The sequence below is a fragment of the Mesorhizobium sp. WSM3862 genome (genome assembly GCF_002294985.1).
GTDB lineage: Bacteria > Pseudomonadota > Alphaproteobacteria > Rhizobiales > Rhizobiaceae > Mesorhizobium.
Window position 1 is genome coordinate 535,211 of the sequence record NZ_NSGE01000004.1, and the last position, 21,071, is coordinate 556,281.

The 21,071-nt window shown below is 64.3% G+C and carries 18 protein-coding genes; 12 read left to right on the forward strand and 6 right to left on the reverse strand.

Annotated features, from left to right (window positions below; translation table 11 throughout):
• The first annotated feature begins 24 nt into the window (after positions 1-24).
• The 3 genes from CK224_RS14940 to CK224_RS14950 all read left to right on the forward strand — a co-directional run bounded on the left by CK224_RS14940 (position 25) and on the right by CK224_RS14950 (position 3,076).
• The gene (locus CK224_RS14940; protein WP_095782278.1) at positions 25-1,470 is read left to right on the forward strand and encodes a GMC family oxidoreductase; all 1,446 of its coding nucleotides are present in this window, start codon (positions 25-27) and stop codon (positions 1,468-1,470) included.
• Positions 1,471-1,481: 11 nt separating this feature from the next.
• Positions 1,482-1,925, forward strand: coding sequence for a hypothetical protein (locus CK224_RS14945; RefSeq protein WP_095777108.1), 444 nt, complete (start codon positions 1,482-1,484; stop codon positions 1,923-1,925).
• A 71-nt stretch (positions 1,926-1,996) separates the two neighbouring features.
• Complete coding sequence (locus CK224_RS14950; protein WP_095777109.1) at positions 1,997-3,076, forward strand: glycosyltransferase; 1,080 nt, start codon at positions 1,997-1,999, stop codon at positions 3,074-3,076.
• A 121-nt stretch (positions 3,077-3,197) separates the two neighbouring features.
• Here the strand turns inward: CK224_RS14950 and CK224_RS14955 are convergent, their stop codons facing one another.
• Positions 3,198-4,220 (reverse strand): phosphoribosyltransferase, encoded by a 1,023-nt coding sequence (locus CK224_RS14955; RefSeq protein ID WP_095782279.1) that lies wholly within the window; start codon positions 4,218-4,220, stop codon positions 3,198-3,200.
• Between the two features lie 81 nt (positions 4,221-4,301).
• A complete protein-coding gene (locus tag CK224_RS14960) occupies positions 4,302-5,798 on the reverse strand; it encodes a lipopolysaccharide biosynthesis protein (RefSeq protein ID WP_095782280.1) in 1,497 nt (498 codons plus the stop codon).
• A gap of 195 nt (positions 5,799-5,993) precedes the next feature.
• Here CK224_RS14960 and CK224_RS14965 point away from each other — a divergent pair, with 195 nt between their 5' ends.
• The 6 genes from CK224_RS14965 to CK224_RS14990 all read left to right on the forward strand — a co-directional run bounded on the left by CK224_RS14965 (position 5,994) and on the right by CK224_RS14990 (position 13,583).
• Positions 5,994-7,166 carry a glycosyl transferase family 1 gene (locus CK224_RS14965; RefSeq protein ID WP_095782281.1) on the forward strand — a complete coding sequence of 391 codons (1,173 nt, stop codon included), beginning with the start codon at positions 5,994-5,996 and terminating at the stop codon, positions 7,164-7,166.
• A 25-nt stretch (positions 7,167-7,191) separates the two neighbouring features.
• Complete coding sequence (locus CK224_RS14970; RefSeq protein ID WP_095782282.1) at positions 7,192-8,181, forward strand: glycosyltransferase family 2 protein; 990 nt, start codon at positions 7,192-7,194, stop codon at positions 8,179-8,181.
• Positions 8,181-9,125 carry a glycosyltransferase family 2 protein gene (locus tag CK224_RS14975; protein ID WP_095782283.1) on the forward strand — a complete coding sequence of 315 codons (945 nt, stop codon included), beginning with the start codon at positions 8,181-8,183 and terminating at the stop codon, positions 9,123-9,125. The genes CK224_RS14970 and CK224_RS14975 overlap by 1 nt, the downstream gene beginning before the upstream one ends.
• Positions 9,115-10,065 carry a glycosyltransferase family 2 protein gene (locus CK224_RS14980; RefSeq protein WP_095782284.1) on the forward strand — a complete coding sequence of 317 codons (951 nt, stop codon included), beginning with the start codon at positions 9,115-9,117 and terminating at the stop codon, positions 10,063-10,065. Before CK224_RS14975 ends, CK224_RS14980 begins: the two co-directional genes overlap by 11 nt.
• A 72-nt stretch (positions 10,066-10,137) precedes the next feature.
• Complete coding sequence (gene galU, locus CK224_RS14985; protein ID WP_067003460.1) at positions 10,138-11,034, forward strand: UTP--glucose-1-phosphate uridylyltransferase GalU; 897 nt, start codon at positions 10,138-10,140, stop codon at positions 11,032-11,034.
• A 167-nt stretch (positions 11,035-11,201) separates the two neighbouring features.
• Positions 11,202-13,583 carry a polysaccharide biosynthesis tyrosine autokinase gene (locus tag CK224_RS14990; RefSeq protein ID WP_095782285.1) on the forward strand — a complete coding sequence of 794 codons (2,382 nt, stop codon included), beginning with the start codon at positions 11,202-11,204 and terminating at the stop codon, positions 13,581-13,583.
• Between the two features lie 30 nt (positions 13,584-13,613).
• Here CK224_RS14990 and CK224_RS14995 read toward each other — a convergent pair whose 3' ends face one another.
• The 3 genes from CK224_RS14995 to CK224_RS15005 all read right to left on the reverse strand — a co-directional run bounded on the left by CK224_RS14995 (position 13,614) and on the right by CK224_RS15005 (position 17,686).
• Entirely contained in the window at positions 13,614-14,348 is a 735-nt protein-coding gene (locus tag CK224_RS14995) for a metallophosphoesterase family protein (protein WP_348628389.1), read from the reverse strand.
• A gap of 228 nt (positions 14,349-14,576) precedes the next feature.
• Complete coding sequence (locus tag CK224_RS15000) at positions 14,577-15,656, reverse strand: acyltransferase (RefSeq protein ID WP_095782286.1); 1,080 nt, start codon at positions 15,654-15,656, stop codon at positions 14,577-14,579.
• 122 nt (positions 15,657-15,778) lie between these two features.
• A complete protein-coding gene (locus CK224_RS15005) occupies positions 15,779-17,686 on the reverse strand; it encodes a propionyl-CoA synthetase (RefSeq protein WP_067003469.1) in 1,908 nt (635 codons plus the stop codon).
• Positions 17,687-18,269: 583 nt separating this feature from the next.
• Here CK224_RS15005 and CK224_RS15010 point away from each other — a divergent pair.
• Genes CK224_RS15010 through CK224_RS15020 form a run of 3 tightly spaced genes read left to right on the forward strand, consistent with a single transcriptional unit; the run spans position 18,270 to position 19,974 of the window.
• Complete coding sequence (locus CK224_RS15010; RefSeq protein ID WP_067324253.1) at positions 18,270-18,557, forward strand: PqqD family protein; 288 nt, start codon at positions 18,270-18,272, stop codon at positions 18,555-18,557.
• Positions 18,557-18,991, forward strand: a complete 435-nt coding sequence (locus CK224_RS15015; protein WP_095777037.1) for a lasso peptide biosynthesis B2 protein — start codon at positions 18,557-18,559, stop codon at positions 18,989-18,991. Before CK224_RS15010 ends, CK224_RS15015 begins: the two co-directional genes overlap by 1 nt.
• Positions 18,988-19,974, forward strand: coding sequence for a serine kinase (locus CK224_RS15020; protein ID WP_095782287.1), 987 nt, complete (start codon positions 18,988-18,990; stop codon positions 19,972-19,974). Before CK224_RS15015 ends, CK224_RS15020 begins: the two co-directional genes overlap by 4 nt.
• A gap of 16 nt (positions 19,975-19,990) precedes the next feature.
• Here CK224_RS15020 and CK224_RS15025 read toward each other — a convergent pair whose 3' ends face one another.
• On the reverse strand, positions 19,991-21,016 hold the full coding sequence (locus CK224_RS15025; RefSeq protein WP_095782288.1) for a nucleotidyltransferase family protein: 1,026 nt from the start codon (positions 21,014-21,016) through the stop codon (positions 19,991-19,993).
• Positions 21,017-21,071: the final 55 nt, after the last annotated feature.

Sequence of the window (21,071 nt, forward strand, 5' to 3'; positions counted from 1 at the left end):
GCGTGTTTCGGGAGATTCGATCTGATGGTGATGGACGTTCGGCCCGAACAAATCGCCCACGAGCATTTCGACCTCGTCGTCATCGGTTCCGGGTTCGGTTCAGCCTTTTTCCTGCATGAGTTCCTGAAGCGGCGCAAAGCCCGGGTCCTGGTGCTGGAATGGGGCCGCCACAACACGCATGAATGGCAGCTTGACCAGAACGCCAACACCGACATAGACGACGAGAGCACTTATAAGACCGACAATGCCGACAAGCCGTGGAACTACACGATCGGCCTTGGCGGCGGCACCAACTGCTGGTTCGCGCAGACGCCGCGTTTCCATCCCAACGACTTCAGGCTGAAGAGCACATACGGCGTCGGCAACGACTGGCCGATCAGCTATGACGCGCTGGAGCCGTTTTACTGCGACGCCGAAGAGGTCATGTCGATCTCCGGCGACCCCGACATGGCCCGGATGCTGCCGCGTTCGCGGCCGTTTCCGCAGCCGCCGCACCGCATGTCGACGCCGGACCGCATGATGAAGGCGGCGCAGCCGGAGCAGCATTTCGTCATGCCGACCGCCCGCGCCCGCGTCGCGACGGCGCAGCGCAACTCATGCTGCGCCAACCTCAGATGCTGGCTGTGCCCGGCCGACGCCAAGTTCACCGCCAACAATGGTTTGATGCACGTCTTCCAGCACGCGGATGTATCGGTCTGCCTGGGCGCCGAAGTGCGGCGGCTCGACCATTCAGCCGGCTCGGTGCGTTCGGTTGCCTTCCTGCGCGACGGCAAGGAGTATTCGGTCAGCGGCGAACTCGTCATCCTTGGCGCCAACGCCATCCAGAGCCCTGCAATCATGTTGCGCTCGGGGCTCGGCGGCGAATTCGTCGGGCTCGGCCTGCACGAATCCTATGGCTGGAACTACGAGGTCTATCTCGACGGCGTCGACAATTTCGACGGCAGCACCATCACCACCGGTTTGAATTTCGGCCTCTATGACGGCCCGCATCGCGCCGAGCACGCGGCGGCGCTGGTCTATTTCGAGAACCGCTGGCAGCACGGCATGCGAGCCGAGAAAGGGCGGCTGCGGCAGGCGCTGCCGCTGGTCATTGTCACCGAAAACCTGCTCGACCCGGAAAACCGGGTGATCCTCGACAAGAACGAGAACGCGTTCGTCAGCTTCAAGGGAGCCTCCGACTATGCAACCAAAGGCATGGCCAAGGCGCTCGAGAGGCTGCCGGCGCTGCTCAAGCCTCTTCCGGTCGAGCAGATATTCGATCGCGGCATAAGGCCGACCGAATCGCATGTGCAGGGCACCTTGCGGATGGGCACCGGCCCGGCCGACTCGGTGGTCGACCGCGACATGATCCACCACCAGCTCCGGAACCTCGTCGTCGTCGGTACCAGCACCTATCCGAGCTGTTCCTGCGCCAACCCAAGCCTGACCGCCGCGGCGCTTTCGCTGCGGGCGGCGAGCCGGCTGGCATGAAGGAGGGGTCGATGAAGATCACGCGACGCACCGCATTGGCCGTTGTTGCCGGCGGCATTGCTTCGACCGGCATCGCCGCTGCGGCCGTATCGTCCTTCTCGGATGAAGATCTGGTCCGCATCACGCTCGAGAAATACTTCGGCCCGCTCAACATGCGCATCGAGCACCTGCAGCAATTCGTGCTCGAATTCCGCAACCGCAACCCGTGGATATTCCCGAGCGAAAAGCTGGCGGACGCGGTGACGCTTTTGGAGACCGTGAGGCTCGACAGGGCGCGCGAATTGCTGCCCAGGCGCAAGCAGCAGGATGTCGGCAATTTCGAGCGCTGGGTCATCGCCGAGTTCCACATGCTGACCGATTATGCCTGGCGCAGCTCGCCCCATGATCCGATCCGCTTCACCGGCTGGCATCCATGCACCAATCCGTTCGCCAATCTCGAGCAGCAGACTGCCTGACACTGCCCGCCGGCATGTTTGCCGGCAAGCCAGGAAAACTGGCCAAGAAAAATGTGACAAGGAGCCGAACCATGAAAGTTCTCTTCGCAGGCGGAAACGGCTATCCGCCGCAATTCAGCGGCGGCGTCCAGTCGAGCACCCATCATCTGGCGGAACAGTTGATCGAACACGGTCATGAGGCATCGGTGCTTGCGGCTTTGTTCGGGCAGGGCATGTTCGGATACAAGGCGCGCGCCAAGATGAAGCTCCTCGGTCAGCGCGCCGTCGTCGACAATTTCCCCGGCTATCCGGTGGTGCGCGCCTGGTTCCCCTGGGAAGCGGTCGCCTTTGCCGTAAAGAAGCTGCAGCCGGACGTAGCGGTGGTGCAGTGTCACAAATCGGTTCCGCTCGGCAAGGCGCTGGAGGCCGAGGGCGTGCCGCTGGTGGTCTATCTCAGGAATGTTGAATTCCATGAACTCGGGGGCGATCTGCGCGAGCTGAACTCGGCGTCTTACATCGCCAATTCCGAGTTCACGGCGCGCACCTACAAGCGCGAGTTCGGCATCGATTCCACGGTGATCCCGCCGACGATCAATCCGGCCTCCTACAGCACGCCGACGACGGGCGAGTACGTCACCTTTATCAATCCCTACGAGGAAAAGGGTTTCGAGCTGGCGGTGCGGATCGCGGCCGCCTGCCGGGAGATCCCTTTCCTGTTCGTCGAGAGCTGGAAGCTGGATGACGATCACCGCGCCCGCATCGCGGAAACGATCGCGCCGTTCTCCAATATCAAGCTCGAAAACCGCACCGACGACATGAAAACTCTCTACGGCCGCACCAGGATCCTGCTGGCGCCGAGCAAATGGGAAGAGGCGTGGGGTCGCGTTGCCTCGGAGGCCCATTGCAGCGGCATTCCCGTCGTCGGCTCGCGGCGCGGCGGCCTGCCCGAAGCGATCGGCTCGGGCGGCGTCGTGCTGGACTATGACGCGCCGCTCGAGGACTGGGTCACGGCGCTCAGGCGGCTGTGGAATGATCGCGAGGAGTATCAGCGGGTCTCGGAAGCCGCGCTCACGTTCTCGCAGCGCCCGGAACTCGATCCCGAGCGCCAGTTCGCCACCTTCTTCGCCTTGCTGGACAGGGCTGCCCGGCAGCGCGCCCGGCGCGCTGCTTAATGCATTTCGCCCAGAAATCTGCAGCGGTTCTGGGCGCGACAGACATCGAAACAACGACTCAAACGAGCGTCGACTGAATTCGATTCGGCGCGAGGCACCTTAAATCCGCGTAAGGTTTTGCTTACGCTGGTCTTTTGACCCGGCGCTTCAGCAGTTCATAGACGCGTTCGCCAAGCAGGGCGCGCGCGGCGGTCTTGATGACCTTCTTGCGCCCTTCGGGCGAATTGATCTGCCTGAGCCGTGCCGGCAGGTTGCGGGCCGCCTGCTCCAGCGCCGGCAAGGAAAACGCGTCGGGAAAGCTCACGATGTTGGTTTCGACGCACAGCACGGGCTTGCCCGATAGCTTGGCGATCTTGAGCGCCTGCTCGTGCTCGCTCTCGATGAACAGGATGGCGTCCGACTTGCGATAGAACTCGGCCTTGAAGCTGCCATGCGCGCCAAGCCGCTGCCGCTCGGCCTTGCTCGGCAAGTCGAGCATGACGAGATGGTCATATTTGATCTCGTGCTTGGCCAGCCAGGCTTCAGTCAGCTTGCGGTACTTTTCCAGCCGGCTGGTCACCAGCCAGCCGATCTTGCGCGTCGGCCCGAGAAGCGGCCGCGCCTCGGTGAGGAATTTCTCGTAGGCCGGGCCGTCGTCATTCTCGTCCGCCGTCGGATCGAGGCAAAGCACGCCGTCTATGTCGACGCAGCATTGCTCGAGGAAGACGTGATGCATGAAGTTCCACTGGAACATCCTGGGATGCGGCACGACCTCGAAGACGATATCGGTTTCCTTGTGCTGCGAAAGCAGGCCGAACACGGCCGCGTAGACGAAATCGCCCGGGATGTCGGCAGCCGCGATTTTGCTGCGCGCATCGCGCATGGCGTTGCCGCCGCTGACGCTGTCGTCGATCACCAGGATCTTGCGCATTTCGGAATGCTGCCGATCGAGCGCCGCACGCCGCTTGGTGATCCCCGAGGTGTAGATCTTGCCGGCGAGAAAGCTGTCGAGATCGGTCATCGGGATATTCGCCGTCAGGCTGACCAGCGTCGCGGCGAGGATCCCGCTTCGCGGCACGCCGACCACCAGGTCGATGTCGCGCGGCAGCCGGTGCAGGTTCCGCGCGATCGCGTCGTTCATGTCTGAGATCGATCGGTAATTCATGCTGTTGCCTAACCCTCAAAAATCAGCAGTTTTGGGCTGCCCGGCCGCGGCCGGAATGCCTGGCGGTTTGCGCCGGCAAGGTCATTTCGCCTCGCTGGGCGCGGGGGAAAACCCGCGCGCCGGGATCAGCCGCAGGGCCTCCCGAAGCGCCTCGCGGCCGGCGCCGAAGGCGAGCGCGACGATGATGGTGACGACATAGGACAGCACCGCGCCGCCTGCGAGAGCGATGATGGGCTGCGCCGGCAGCATCGGCTTGGCGACCCAGACCAGGGCCAGCGCCAGATGCGCGCCGAGCACGAAGGGGGCGGCTGCGTGCAGCACATGGCTCGCCCGCAGCGGCCCGGCCTTGCCGACATAGAGCCAGAGGAAAGGCGTCCGCAGATATTCGCTGACCGCATAGGCGACCGCGACGCCGAGCGCGCCATAAGGCAGGCCGATGGCGAAGGCCAGCACCGAGGTGACGGCGGTGATGATGCCCCAGCGCATGAAATCGCCCGAACGGCCCTGGCTGACGAACAGCCATCCGGCCGGATTGTTGAGCGGCTGCAGCAGGCCGGCGAAGCCCAGCGCGAGGAAAATGTTGGCGCTCTCCCGCCATTGCGGGCCGAGCACGAAAGGAATGAGCGTATCCGACATGGCGGTGGCGAAGGCCACGCCCGGCAACGCCACCAGGAGGATCAGCGGCATGACGCGCAGATAGGCGCTGCGATAACGGTCCGGCTCGTCCTTCAGCCGCGAAAGTGCCGGCACCATCACCTTCGACAGCGGGTTGGTGATCTGGCTGAGCGGGAAAAGCAGCAGCTTGTAGGCGCGGTCGTAGAGGCCGAGCTGCGCCTCGCCCCAATATTTGCCGATCAGCACATTGTCGAGATTGCGGGCGAAGAAATTGGCGAAGTTGAAGCCGGTGATGCCGGCGCCGAAATTGATCAGCTGGCTGATGCCTTCGACCTTGCGCGGCAGCCCCGGACGCCAGCGCGATGACACCCAGTAGCAAAGCGTCGGCAACACGGCGCCGGTCAGCGTGCCGGCAAAAAGCGCCCAATAGGAGCGGTCGATGAAGGTCCAGGCGATCGAGACCACAAGGCCCGTAACGGCGCTGGCGACGTCGATGACGGCGAGCCGGCTGAATTCCATGCGGCGCGTCAGCAGCGCCAGATGCTGGGCGCCGAGACCATAGGCCATGATCTGCAGGCCGAAGGCGGCAACCAGCCCGGTGACGCGCGGCTCGCCGTAGAAGGTGGCGACCAGGGGAGCCGCCGCAGCAAGCACGCAGGCCAGGATCACGCTCACCGCCGTGTTGATCCAGAAGAGGTAGTTGACCTCCTCGTGCCGGATGCCGGTTTTCTGGATCGTCGCCTGGGTCAGGCCGAAATCCTGGAACAGCGCGATGAAGGCGAGCACCGGCGCGCACATCGCCACGACGCCGAAATCCTGCGGCGACAAAAGCCGCGACAGCACGATGACCGACACGATTTGGGTGGCGACCCGCACGCCCTGCGCCATCGCGGTGACGACGGCGCCGCGCCCGACCGATCTGCGCAGGGAGCCCTCGGGCGGATCGAATGCACTGGTTTCCAAATTCTGGATTCCTGATTTTGCGCCAGTCATCATCGCGACCGGCGCCCGCCGCCATGCACAAACTACCGCAAGAGGTTTTTGCAGCGCAACAAAAAATGTGCGCCGATTGCTACGCTGCACCAAAAATGTTGCGATGCAGCAAAAGCTGTACTAGCATCCCCTCTTGGGTGGCGGGCCCAAAAGCGGTCGAGTTTCATGCTGCATGTCTTGTACCTTGTGCATGACATATCCGACCCGGCGGTGCGCCGGAGGATAAAAATGCTCAGGGCAGGCGGCGCCGGGATAACCCTGGCGGGCTTCCGTCGCACCTCCAATCCGATCGCCGAGATCGAAGGCATCAAGCCCGTCGACCTCGGACCGACGCGCGATGGCCGATTCGCCCAGCGCATCGGCGCAGTTGCCAAGGCCGCCATGTCGATCGGCGCCAAATTCGCGGGCCTGGCGCGACCCGACCTGATCATCGCGCGCAATCTCGAGATGCTGGCGCTTGCCAGCCGCGCCAGGCGCGCTTTCGGCGCCAGCGTGCCGATCGTCTACGAGTGCCTGGACATCCATCGGCTGGTGTTGCGCAACGACCTGATCGGCAAGACGTTGCGCGGCGCCGAACGCCATCTGGCCCGCGACGTGAAGCTTCTGGTGACCAGCTCTCCGGCCTTCGTCGCCAATTATTTCAAGCCGTTCGGGCAAATCGCGGCACCGGTCGAGCTGATCGAGAACAAATATTTCGACACCATGCCCGTGCCGGCGGATCATCGCCGCGAGGACGACAGTCCGGCGGCGCCGCCTTGGCGCATCGGCTGGTTCGGCGCGCTGCGCTGCCGGCGCTCGCTGGAACTCCTGGCCGAGTTCACCCGCCGGCAAGACGGACGCTTCGAAGTGGTGCTCAGGGGGCGTCCCGCGCTCTCCGAATTCCCGGATTTTCATGCCTTTGTCGAAGCCGAGCCCTGGCTTTCCTTCCGCGGTCCCTACCGCAATCCGGAGGACATGGCGGCGATCTACCGCGAGGTGCATTTCTCCTGGGCGATCGATTTCTTCGAGCAGGGCCAGAATTCCGAATGGCTGCTTCCCAACCGGCTCTACGAAGGCTGCCGCTTCGGCGCCGTGCCGATCTCGATGGCGAGCACCGAAACCGGCCGGTTCCTGAAGCAGCAGGACATCGGTGTGCTTCTGTCCGAGGCCACGTCCGAAGGACTCGACACCGCGCTCGGCCGAATGGGTCAGGAACACTACGGCAAGCTGAAGTCGCGGGTGCTGGCACGCAATCCGCGGACCTGGAGCTACGACCGCAGCGATTGCCTGGCTTTCGTAGACAAGCTGCGCGGCCTGACCGCCGGTCGCGGGAGCTTTGCGACCGAGGCGCTGGCATAGGATGGCTAAGAATGGACAAAACCCGATGACGCGCACGACGGCATCGAGCCTGATCGTCATCCCGTGCCTCAACGAGGCCGCTCATATCGGCGGGCTGCTCCAGCGGCTGCGGCCGGCCGCGGCGCGGCTCGGCGCGCGCATCGTCGTGGCCGACGGCGGCAGCACCGATGGCACACAGGGGATCGTCGAAGAACTCGCTGCCGAGGATCCGCGCGTCATCCTGATCGCCAATCCGAAGCGCATCCAGAGCGCGGCCATCAACCTTGCGGTGGCGGCCTTCGGCGACGACGCCGACTATCTTATCCGCATCGATGCGCATGGCGGGTATCCGGCCGATTATTGCGACAGGCTGGTCGAGGAAGCGCATGCCACGGGTGCCGATTCGGTCGTCGTCTCGATGCTGACCAGCGGCACGGGGGCGGTACAGAAGGCCGTGGCGGCGGCGCAGAATTCCAGGCTCGGCACCGGCGGCTCCAAGCACCGCCACATGTCGGCCGGCGAATGGGTCGACCACGGCCACCATGCGCTGATGCGCATTGCCGCGTTCCGCGCGGTGGGCGGCTATGACGAGAGCTTCAGCCACAACGAGGACGCCGAGCTCGATCACCGCCTCCGTCTGGCCGGCTACCGCATCTGGATGAGCGGCAAGACGCAGATGGTTTATTATCCGCGCTCTACCTTGAAGAGCCTGTTTTTCCAATATCTCGGCTATGGCCGCGGCCGCGCCAGGAACGTGCTCAAGCATCGCATGATGCCCAAGTTGCGGCAAATGATCCCGCTGCTGGTGTTTCCGGTGGTCCTGATGGCGCTCTTGTCTCCGATCTTTGTGCTGGCGGCCGTGCCGTTTCTGGTGTGGGCGGGTGTCTGCCTCGGTTACGGCATCCGGACCGCGATCAGCCAGCGCAACCCCGCCATCGCGTTGGCCGGCGTGTCGGTGATGGTCATGCATCTGGGCTGGTCCATGGGCTTCTGGCTGCAGCTCCTCGGCCCGCAGCCGTCTCGCGAGGCGGCGTGATGGCTGCGAAGAAGAGCGGCAGCATCGACATCTGCATCTGCACTTTCCGCAGGCCGGAGCTTGCCGACACGCTGCGCTCCATCGCCGCGCTGGAGAACCCCGCCGGTTTCGAGATCGGCATCGTCGTTGCCGACAATGACGACGAGCCGAGCGCGCAGCCGCTGGTGAAGGCGCTGGCGCAGGAACTGAAGCTGCCGATCCGCTATCGCCACGCGCCGGCGCGCAACATCTCGATCGCTCGCAACGCCTGCCTCGATGCCAGCGTCTCGGACCTCGTCGCCTTCATCGACGACGACGAGACGGCTTCGCCGGGCTGGCTCGTCGAACTCGTGTCGACCGCGGAGGCGACCGGCGCGACGGCTGTGCTCGGGCCGGTCCGCGCGACATATCGCCAGGACGCACCGGACTGGATGCGCAAAGGCGATTTCCACTCGACCTTGCCCGTCTGGGTGCGCGGCGAGATCCGCACCGGCTACACCTGCAATGTCCTGCTCAGGATGACCGAGCAAAGCCTGCGCAACCGGCGCTTCAGCCTGGCGCGTGGCCAGACCGGCGGCGAGGACACCGAATTCTTCGATTCAGTGGTCAAGTCCGGCGGGCGCATCGCCTTTGCTCCTCAGGCCTTTGTCGACGAGGTGGTGCCGAGCTCGAGGGCCGCCTTCGGCTGGCTGCGCCGCCGCCGCTTCCGCTTCGGGCAGACGCACGGCCATCTCATCGGGCGCAACACCGGCGGCCTGCGCCGCGTCTGCCAGGTCGGTCTCGCCTCGGCGAAGGCGGGCTACTGCTTCGCTATGGCGCTTTTGGCCGCAGTCAGCCCGGTGCGACGGAACCGCAGCATGCTGCGCGGCATTATGCATCTCGGCGTCGTCAGCGGTTTGGTCGGAGTCCGCGAAATCCGCCAGTACGGCATCACTCCGCAGGAAGGGGAAAAGCGTGCAGCCTGACGTCAGCTTCGTCATCGCCGCTTACAACGCCGAGGCAACTCTCGACCGGGCGATCGCCAGCGCGATGGCCCAGCGCGATGTCGCGATCGAAGTCATCGTCGTCGACGACCGGTCGAACGACCGCACGCTCGATGTCGCGCGCGCTTATCCTCAGGACATCGTCAGGGTGGTCGCTCTTCCCGCCAACCGCGGCCCTGGCGGCGCCAGGAATGCCGGGCTCGATCTGGCCCGCGGCCGCTGGGTCGCCGTGCTCGATTCCGACGATGCCGTCCTGCCCGGCAGACTGGCGGCCATGATCGCGCGGGCGGAGAAGGCGGGTGCCGAGATCGCGGTCGACAATGTCCAGGTCGTGCGCGAAGACGGCACGCCCGAAGACATGATGTTCCCGACCGGGTATCTCGAAGGGCTCGGCGAAATCTCGCTGACCGACTATATCGCCGGCAACATCGTTTTCGAGTCGCGCTTCAACCTCGGCTATCTGAAGCCGATCTTCCAGCGCCGTTTCCTGGACGAAAATCAGCTCCGCTACGACGAGAAGCTGCGCATCGGCGAAGACTACATTCTTCTGGCGAGCGCGCTGGCCAAAGGCGGCCGCTGCGTGGTCGAGCCGACCGTCGGCTATGTCTACCATATCCGCACCGGCTCGATCTCGCGCGTGCTCGAGTTGCATCATGTCGAGGCGATGGCCGAGGCCGATGCCGCCTTCGCGGCCGAGCATTTCATGGACGACGGCGCCAAGGCGGCTTTCGCCAGACGCGGCCGCAGCCTGCGCAAGGCGGCCTCGTTCCTGTCATTGGTGCACCACATCAAGGCGCGTGCGCCGCTGAAGGCGATACGCACGGCGCTCAGCGATCCGGCCGCGGTCCGGCATATGTCGATGCCGATCGCGGTTCGGCTGAGAAGGGTTGCGGCACAGTTTGCCGTGGGCACGGGGAGGTGAAGCAGGCGCATGGAATGCGGTTTCATAGCCAGCGATAGGTAAAAAAAGCGATATCCTCAGAAGGAATAAGCGATGCAGAAAGTCAGGAAGGCAGTCATACCGGTGGCGGGGCTCGGAACGCGGTTCCTGCCGGCGACCAAGTCGATGCCGAAGGAAATGCTGCCCGTCGTGGACAAGCCGGTCGTGCAATATGCCGTGGACGAGGCGTTCGAGGCCGGCATCGAGCACATCGTCTTCGTCACCGGCCGGAACAAGGCGGTCATCGAAGACTATTTCGACCTGCACCCTGAACTGATCGGGACGCTCGAGCAGACCGGCAAGAAGGCGCAGCTCCAATCGCTGGAAAGCTTGCTGCCGGTGGCCGGCGCCACCTCCTTCATCCGCCAGCAGTCGCCGCACGGTCTCGGCCATGCCGTATGGTGCGCACGCGACGTGATCGGCAACGAGCCCTTCGCGCTGCTGCTCCCCGACATGGTGTCCTTCGGCGCGCCGGGCTGCCTGGCGGAAACCGTCGACCTCTATCAGCGGACCGGCGGCAACGTCATCGCCGTCGAGCGCTGCGATCCTTCGGAAACCAGCAAATACGGCATCGTCGGCCGCGGCGCCGAGGTGGCCTCGGGCTTCGAAGTAACCGCCATGGTCGAGAAGCCGGCCCCTGCCAACGCGCCGTCGAACTTCTACATCAACGGCCGCTATATCCTGCAGCCGGAGATCTTCGCCCTGCTCGGCACCCAGCAACGCGGCGCCGGCAACGAGATCCAACTTACCGACGCCATGGTTCGACTGGCTGAAAGCCAGCCTTTCTTTGCCCAGCCCTTCAACGGCCGCATGTTCGACTGCGGCTCCAAGGAGGGCTTCATCGAGGCCACCATCGCCTTTGCTCTGGCGCGCGACGACATGAAAGGACCTGTCTTCGAAATGCTGCAGCAATTCGTCCGGTCGCACGAGCGCCGGGAAGTAGCCGCATAATGCCCAAATTTTGGGTGCATATGCGAAATCGCGATGGCGCGACAGCCGCGCAAGCGCTTGGCCTTCTAGGCCAGGCGCTCCGTGGCACGAATGTTGCGTGGCCTTTTCTGGTAACGACGACCCTCTTCGAAGGCCGGTAGCGCCTGCAACCTGGAATTGGACCGACGATGAATTATGCCAACTTTCCTCTCGACAAGAGGATGCCATTGCCCAGCACCGAACCGGAAAAGGGTGAAGACTTCATCGACATCGAGCGTCTGCTTGGCATGGCCGCCCGGCAGGCCAAGGTGGTGGCGGTCTGCGCCGTCATCGGTCTGTTCCTGGGTGTGATTTATCTCCAGACGACGCCCAAGCAATACACCTCCCTTGCGAGCGTGCTGATCGACGACGGCCTGAACAAGGTCGTGGACGACATTTCGGCTGTCAGTGCCACGCAGCAGACGGACGCGACGATCCTCAGCCAGATCGAGATACTCAACTCGGCGCGGCTGGCATCGGAGGTGGTCGACAAGCTGAAGCTGGACCAGAACCAGGAATTCATGAACCCGCCGCAATCGGCTCTGGCCAAGGGAATCGGATTCTTGCGCGGCATCGTCGGCTATTTCCGCAGCGGCGGCGGCAACGAAATCCCCGGGATCGAGAATGTCGATGCCGCAACGCGCGAAGCCATGATGAAGGCGGCGACCCATGACTACGCGGTTCTCGTGCTGCAGACCGGATTGATGGCGGATCGCAACGGCCGCAGCAATGTCATCAGCATCGGCTATCAGTCGACCAATCCGGCTTTGGCCACGGCCATCACCAAGGCCTATGCGGACGCCTACCTTGCCGACCAGCTCAACGCCAGCTTCGACGCCACCGAGCGCGCGGCCGTTTGGCTGCAGGGCAGGTTGACCGAACTGCGCGAAAGCTCGCAGGCAGCTGCGCTGGCGGTCGAGAAGTTCAGGGCCGAGCACGGGCTTTCCGCAAACAGCGACGGCCAGTTGCTCAGCGACAAGCAACTCGCCGACCTGAACGCCCAGCTCATCGTCGCGCAGGCCGATACAGCCCGCGCCAGCGCCCGCTACCAGCAGTACAAGGCGATCGTCGACAGCGGCTCCGAAAGCGCCTTCAACGATTCGGCGATAGCGGCCGATCAGCCGAGCAGCTCGGTCATCATCGCGCTGAAAACCCGCTATCTCGCGATCGCCAAACGGTTGCAGGACGTCGAGAACAACTTCGGCAAGGATCACCCGCAGGCGGTTGCGCTGGCCAAGGAGAAGGCAGACGTCTCGGCGCAGATCTTCGGACAGTTGAAACAGATCACCGAAAGCTATCGAAACGACTATCAGGTGGCGCAGGCGCGCGAGACCGCCCTTAGGGAGAAGATCGCCACCCAGGCAGGCAAGAGCTCGATCGACAACCAGTCGCAGGTCAGGCTGAAGGAGCTCGATCAGCAGGCGCAGGCGCTGACCACGCTCTATCAGACTTTCCTTAGCCGTTACGAGGAAGCGTCGCAGCAGCAGTCATTCCCGGTCGGCAAGGTCCGCATCATCTCTGACGCGTCGATGCCTCTCACCGCCTCGGCTCCGCGCACCTTGCGCGTGCTGGCGCTCTCGCTGGTGCTTGGCCTCATGCTCGGCGCCGGCTGCGGAGGCCTGAACGAATTCAACGAGCGCTTCTTCCGGACAGGCGAGGACATTCGCGACCGTGTCGGCCTGAAGTTCCTCGGCTATCTGCCGACGATCGGTGGCGGCAAGGCCAAGGAGTCGAAGCCGGACGACTTGCCGGCTGACGGCAAGGTCACCAGCCTGTCGGCCGCCGAGAAACGGGCGCGCATGCGGGTGAGCCTCGATGCGCCGGCCTCGATGTTCGCCGAGACGCTCCGCAACGCCAAGATCGCTTTCGACGTGGTGATGGAAGACAAGGGCAGCCGGGTGATCGGCGTCATCTCCGTCCTGCCCGGCGAAGGCAAGTCGACGGTTGCGGCGAACCTCGCCGGTCTGCTCGCCGCCAACGGCGCCAAGACTTTGCTGATCGATGGCGACCTGCGCAATCCGGGCCTCAGCCGCAGCCTCGGCATGGAGTCGGAGCACGGGCTGATGGAGGCGGTGGTCAATGGACAGACCTGGCAGTCGGTCGGCAAGGTCGACCGCCAGACCAAGCTGGCGATCATCCCGGCCGTGGTGCGCGGCCAGTTCTCGCACACCAGCGAGCTTCTCGGCTCCGCCGGCATGCGGCGTTTCATCGAGAACGCCAAGGAGACGTTCGAATACATCATCGTCGACCTACCGCCGCTCGGCCCGGTGGTCGACGCCAAGGCCTTCGCGCCGTTGGTCGACGGCTTCGTGCTCGTCACCGAGTGGGGCCGCACGCCACGCGCCATGGTGCGCTCGATGCTGGAGTCCGAACCCTACATCGCCGAAAAGATCACCGGCGCGGTGCTCAACAAGGTCGAGCTGAAGAAGCTGGCGAAATACGGCTCTCTCGGCGGTTCGGAAAAGTTCTTCGACCGCTATTCGAGTTACTACCTCGAGAAGTCGGAATCGCGCGCCAAGCAGGCCGCCTAAAGCAGTTTATCCGACGAAAAGCCGCGGCGGTTATTCTCCGGTCGACAGCAGCCGCCCATATTTGCCGACGATCCTGAGGGCGGTCAGCCGGCCGCTCTGGAAGGCGCCGGTGTCGATGCCGAGCCGCCGCCCGTCGAGCGTCGGAACGTCCACGATCGTATGTCCGTGCACGACCCAGCGATCGAGGCGGTGAGCCGCCGCCAGGAACTCGGATCGTATGTTGAGCAGGTCGGCCTCGTCCTGCGCTTCGAGCGCGATGCCGGGCCGGATGCCGGCATGGACGAAAAGGAACCGCTCCGAACAGATCATCACCGGCAGCGTGCGCATGAAGGCGACGTGGGTGGCCGGAATGGCCTCGCGGATACGCTCGTCTACCTCTTCGCTCGATCCGTAGAGATCGGCCAGGCGGTCGGGATCGATACCGTAGGAGAACAGCGTTTCCCGTCCGCCGACGCGGAGCCACGGCTCCAGTGACAGATGGCCGTCGAGATAGGCGAGCATCGCCACTTCGTGGTTCCCGGCAAGGCACACGCGCATGAAACCTTCTGGCGGCGGTGCCATCAGATGCTCGACCACGCGCCGCGAATTGGGCCCGCGGTCGACATAGTCGCCGAGCATGATGATGATCTTGCGGCCGCGGAACTGCAGCGCGTCGAGCTCGATCTTCTGCTCCAGCGTGCGCAACTCGTCGTAGCAGCCATGCACGTCGCCGATCGCGTAGACCACCGTGTCGCGCATGTCCATCATCAGCCGTTCGCGCGGCAAGGGCCGGGGTCGTCTCGATCGTTGGAACAGGCTCACGGATTGAGGCTCGGTACTCAAGCTAGGGTCATGCCACGCAGCGTGGACCAAGCCTCGATATCATGTCGAATGCAAGCATTTCCACACCGGGCTGCTCGATGCACATCGCCAAAAAGGCGCAGCGGTCTTGGCAAAACGACGTGCATCAATACCCCGAAAGCGTCGCCTGAATCCGTTTCAGCGCGATGCGCTTTAGGCCGCTTTGAGCCGATAGCGGAAAAGCGTGCGGTCGAGCAGCATGCGGACGCGCGGCTCGGCCTCGGCCGCCACCAGCCAGCTTGCCGCGATCATGGCCATGCCGACGATCGGGATCGAAACCAGGTATGGCACGCCGGCGCGGATCAGGACGCCGAGCAGCGCCGCGCCGACGACATCGTGGATGAGGTAGAGCGGATAGGTCATCAGCCCGATCCGGCGCCAGCCGCGCCAGGAAAGGTTGAGGCGCAGCGACCAAGCCATCAGCGCCACCGCGGCCAGGAAGATGATGATCGGCGGCGCATAGGGCATCGCCGCTTCCACCTTGATGCTGTGCACGTCGACCGAGCTTACGATCTGCAGCGCTCCGCTGGCGAGAAACAGCGCCGAGAAGCAGAGCCGTGCCGCTGTCACCGCCTTGAAGCGCATCAGCCAGATGAGCACGCCGACCGCGAAGAACGCGCCGTGATGCACCAGGGTGAGCTGCAGCCAGCGCGCCTCCGCGAGATCGGTCCAGCCGAAGGCGAAATAGAGACACCAGAACAGCGTGCTGAGCAGACCGATGATGACGGCGACAGCTTCCATCAGGTCGAATCGGCCGAACCGCAGCAGGGTCCAGACGATGCTGTAGAAGGCGATCTCGATGCCGAGCGTCCAGTAGACACTGTCGACCCATGGCTCGAACGGCACGAACAGCGCCGTGCGGGCAAGTCGCACCACGGCATCGGTCGGCCAGGAAAGACCGACCATCAGCAGCACGATCGCGGAGATGGGCGCGCAGACCCAGACCGCCGGCGCCAGCCGTCTGACACGGGCCTCGAAGAACTTCAGCGGCGTCGAATTCTCGGCGCTGAATGCGATGACGAAGCCGCTGATGACGAAGAACACCTGAACGCCGACCCAGCCGGAGCCGACAAACGCCATTTCGGGATGGGCAGCGATGCCGCCGGTCGAGCGCGCCGACACGCCGTCGGGAAACGCCCATACCCAGAAGCCGTAGTGATAGAACATCACCATGACGGCGGCGAGGAAACGCAAAATGTCGACGCCGCCGAATGTGGTCTTGTGCTGAGCCATGCCGTGCCTTCGGAACGGCCCCCCGGGCAGACTTCTAGGGGGTGCTGCTGCATTGCACAACAGTCGATTGCAGCGCAGGATGAATTCGCTAGGCTGCCTCGCGTTGCGATCCCGCGAGACGGCTAGATCCCGATGCCGCGCCCCTTGAGCGCCGCCGTGATCTCGTCGAGGATCGCGGGATCGTCGATGGTCGCCGGCATCGTCCATTCCTCCTTGTCGGCGATCTTCTGCATCGTGCCGCGCAGGATCTTGCCGGAGCGCGTCTTCGGCAGCCGCTTGATCGTCACCACCGTCTTGAAGGCTGCGACCGGTCCGATCCGCTCGCGCACCAGGCCCACCACCTCGCTTTCGATGGCGCCGGTGTCGCGCGCCACACCGGCGTTGAGCACGACGAAGCCGAGCGGCACCTGGCCTTTCATCGCGTCGGCGACGCCGATCACGGCGCATTCGGCGACGTCCGGATGCGCGGCCAGCACCTCCTCCATCGCGCCCGTCGAGAGGCGGTGCCCGGCGACGTTGATGATGTCGTCGGTGCGGGCCATGACGTAGAGATAGCCGTCCTCGTCCATCATGCCGGCGTCGGCCGTCTTGTAGAAACCGGGGAACTCCTCGAGATAGGCTTGGCGGAAGCGGGCGTCGGCGTTCCAGAGCGTCGGCAGGCAGCCCGCCGGCAGCGGCAGCTTGACCACGACATTGCCGAGCGTGCCGCGCGGCACCTCGTGGCCGGCATCGTCGAGAATGCGAATATCGTAGCCCGGCATCGGCACGCCCGGCGAGCCGTATTTCACCGGCAAAAGCCCGAGCCCGGCCGGGTTGATGGTCATTGGCGAGCCGGTCTCGGTCTGCCACCAATGGTCGATCACCGGACGGTTGAGCTTCTGCTCCGCCCATTTGATGGTCTCGGGGTCGGCGCGCTCGCCGGCGAGGAACAGCGTGCGGAATTTCGACAGATCGTATTTCGGCACGAACTCGCCGCGCGGATCCTGCCCCTTGATGGCGCGAAAGGCGGTCGGCGCCGTGAACAGCGCCACCACACCGTGTTCCGAGATCACCCGCCAGTAGGTGCCGGCGTCCGGCGTGCCGATCGGCTTGCCTTCGAAGAGCACGCTGGTGCAGCCATGCAGAAGCGGCCCATAGACGATGTAGGAATGGCCGACCACCCAACCGACGTCCGAGGCCGCCCAGAACACCTCGCCGGGGTTGACGCCGAACTCGTTGTCCATCGTCCATTTCAGCGCGACCATGTGACCGCCATTGTCGCGCACGATGCCCTTCGGCTGCCCGGTCGTGCCGGAGGTGTAGATGATGTAGAGCGGGTCGGTGGCCAAGACCGGAACGCAGTCGACATTGGCGCCGGCGGCGCGCTCGCGGGCGACCGCATCGGCATAGTCGATGTCGTAATTGTCCTTCATCTCACAGTGCAATTGCTCGCGCTGCAGGATCAGGCAGGCATCGGGCTTGTGCTTCGACATCTCGATCGCCTTGTCGAGCAGCGGCTTGTAGGCGACGACGCGTCCCGGCTCCAGGCCGCAGGAGGCGGTGATGATCAGCTTCGGCCTGGCGTCGTCGATGCGGGTCGCGAGCTCATGCGAGGCGAAGCCGCCGAACACCACCGAATGCACGGCGCCGATGCGGGCCGAGGCGAGCATGGCGATCGCCGCTTCCGCCACCATCGGCATATAGATGATCACGCGATCGCCCTTGCCGATGTCACGGTTCTTGAGGACAGAGGCGAGCGCGACCACCTCGCGCTTCAGTTCGGCATAGGTGAATTTCCGGATCGTGCCGGTGATCGCGCTGTCATGGATCAGCGCCAGCTGGTCGGCGCGCCCCCCCGCCACGTGGCGGTCGATGGCATTGAAGCAGGTGTTGCAGGTGGCGCCGGTGAACCAGCGGCCATACACGCCCGCCGCCGGATCGAAGACTTTTTCGGCTGGCGAATACCAGTCGATCGCTTTGGCCGCTTCGGCCCAGAACGCTATGGGGTCGCGTTTCCAGCCCTCATAGACTTCGTGGTAGCGTGAGGCCATCGACTTTTCCTCCCCAGGAACATTCCGTCGTATGGCAATAGCCTAAGCCGCTTTGGCCGGCCATGTCTCCTCGCATTTTGGTCGGCGTTGCCGGCAAACGGATCCAGCCGCTCCCGGATCGGAGCGCGCTATGACGTCAGCAAGTGAATTCGGCTTAGAGCGGCAGTGCTGCCAGCATCAGCCCGACACCGCCGGCTATTAGAATGGCGGCCGCCAATGCCTTCCGATGGCGTTCGAATGCCGTCGGAGCGCGATCCCAGTTGTAACGCATACTGTCCACTCCCAAAAAGCCGGCAGACTCTTAGCTTACTTATGGGAAAGATGGCAACCCTGGCGCGAACGGCAGCTAGATAGTGGTTCCAGCTCGCCATCATTCTCGCGCGAGTTGGATAGTCTTTCCGGGAAGTTTTGACGAAAAGAACTTACGAAAAACCGGTTCCGGTCAGGCGCGGGAAGCTGTCGAGCATCGTTGCGGGCCCGAGTGGCCCGATAGGCCGGCCGTCTGACACGCAGCGTTGCCCGCTTGGCAATGGACAGCGACGGCATGCCGCGCTAATTGCAGTTCGGCATAGGGAGCGGGCGTATGGCTGAAATCGCCTTTGAAACGGTTCTGCGGATGGCGGACGACGCCTCCGTGCAGCATGTCGGCGACGGCGCCGTGGTGCTTCTGGCGCGCAGCGGCCAGCTTTACACCTGCAACGGCACCACTGAAGCGTTCCTCGACAAGGTCGACGGCGCCCGCAGCCTCGACCACATCGTCGATCTGCTGTCGGAAGAATTCGAGGTCGACAAGGCGACGCTCGGCGACGATATGACGGCGCTGGCCGCCGAGCTGGTGGCCGAAGGCATCCTTGCCGACCCGGGCGCGTGATGGCCGGCGGACCGTTCCTGCGCGCCCTGTTCCGCACTCATCTGTGGCTCAGCGCCCGGCTGATACCGGTACTGGTCGCCCGGCGCGATTTCGAAAGCGTGCTGAAATTGGCGCCGCTGCAATTGCCCACACCCTATCGTGGCCTGCCATGGAGCTACGTCGTCAGCCGCGTCAACCGCACGGTTCGGCATCCCTGGGTGATGCGTGATCGCAGATGCCTGAGGGAAGGGCTGCTCGGTTTCCGCTTCCTGCGGATGGCGGGTTTCAACCCCGACCTCCATTTCGGTGTCGATGCCAAATCGATGCATGAGCCGCGCCTTTCGGCGCATTGCTGGGTTTGCCTCGACGGCAAGCCGGTGGTCAGCGACAGCCTTCCCGACATGGTTGAAATCTATCGCCACCCCGGCGGCAGCGTGAAGGCGCGCGCCGCTTGACCGGCGCCGCAGCCACCGTTTGCTATGACCTCAACGGCCAAGTCATCGGCATATCGGCAGAGCGCGCCGAGCTCTGGCCGAGCTTCGATCTGGTGCTCGGCACATTGCGCGTCAATGAAGCGGTCGAACCCGGCTTTCACATCGATATCCTCGAAACGTCGGCGCTGCCCGAAAACCCGGAGGGGAAGCTCGCCTTCGACGGCGAAGTGCCGCTGGACGGCCATTGCCGCATCATCGACGCCGGCGACGTCGTCCATCTGGTCTTTCCCGGCCTCCAGACGGCCTCGATCCGTGCCGACGAGGGCTCGGCCGAAATCCGCGTTCATCCCGACAGCAAGGTCAAATGGACGCTGCTGATGATGGTGCTGGATGCCGCGCTCGATTCCGGCGGGCAGTACATGCTCCATACCGCCGGTCTGACGCTGCCCGATAGTGGGACGCTCGTGCTGATCCATGCGCCAAGCGGCACTGGCAAGTCGACGACTTCAATGGCGCTGGCATCGCAGGGCTTCGGCCTATGCTCGGACGATGTGATGATCCTCGGCGCAACATCTGAAGGCACCCTGGCCTGGGGCATGCCGCGTAAGGTGAAAATCCATCGCAACACCGCGGCGATGCTGCCATTCCTCTCGCCCTGCCTTGGCGACAGATGGGACGCCGAGGGCGAGCAGGCCGTCTCGCTGGAGCGTCTCGCCGAGATCGTTCGCATCGAGGACGTCCGTCCCAGGCCGGTCTCGGCGCTGCTGCATCTGGCGCGCTCGACCGACGGCCACACCCGGCTCACGCGCTTGGCCAGGACCGATGCGATGGTCGCGCTTGCCACCGACAATGTCAGGACCGGCCTGACCGGCCTGTTGCCGATGCAGCAACGGCGGATGGCGTCGATCGCGGCACTGGTCAGGGCCGTCCCCACTTTCACTCTGGAGGTCGGCTCAACCCCAGCCGATGCGGCGGGGCTGATCCGCGGCGCGGTGGAGGAGTAGATCTCCAAACGGGCCTTCAGGCCGGATAGGGCCTTGGCCGGGCAAGCCGCTGGACCCAGCGGAAGGCGTCGCGGCTAAGGCGCGAGCGCATCTTGTCCCGCGAATTGACCCTGAGCAGCATGTTGCCGGTGATCAGCCATTTGGCGAGCCGTATCGACAGATCGGGCTTGATGCGGTTGGCAAGGGCGATCGCGCGCGGCTCGTCGAACAGCCGCCCGGTCACATTGAGCACGGTCGCCAGCTCGAGTTCGATGCCGGTCATACGCGCGGCTTCGAGAAGGCGCGCTTCGGCTTCCGGCGATTGCAGAGCGCGCACACCTTGCAGCACGTCGATACAGAGCTGCAGCCGGTGGAATTTGTGGCCTCCAGCGGCATGAACGATGGCGATGGTGAGCAGCGACGCCGGCGTGTCGGCCTCGCCGCCGTCAATGATCTGCAACTCGCGGAAGCCGAGCGACAGGCGCCGCCGCATGCCGGTGTCATGCACCAGATTGCCGTGCAGCTCGATCAGCAGACTGGAGTTCTCCTTCTCCAGCCACTTGAACTCCTGCAACTCATGCGATTCGGCCTCGCCGCTGGCAAGCGTGAAGCCGCATTCGGCGATCACGTTGTTGGCCTCGCCGATGCTGGCCGGATCGACAAGGATGTCGATGTCGGTGAACGGCCGATCGGCAGCATGGCGATAAAGCTTGCGCGCGAACACCGGGCCCTTGACGATGCGAGCCGCAACGCCTTTCGCGGCCAAGGCCTTCATGATGCGGTCGCCGTGATATTGCAGCAGCATCGACTGCCCGGTCGCCAGTGTAGCCTGATCGCGAAGCCCGGAGAGTTTTTGCCGCAGGGCGGCATCGTTCGGCAGATCGGCCTCGCCGATTTCCCGAAGCTTGCGCAGCATGATCGGCAGCACGCCGTGGAACTCGGCATTGGCGAGCAGCGCAATGAGGCTGCTTGCCGAGAGGGCCCCGCCCCGCTCGGACGGCGCCTCCGGATCGGCAAATTTGAGCAGCAGCTTTTCTTCGGCAGGTGAAAGCGGGAGCAGCATCAACCGGGCAATATCGCGAACAACAGGCGACCATGGTCGCAGAAAAGCCCGCGCG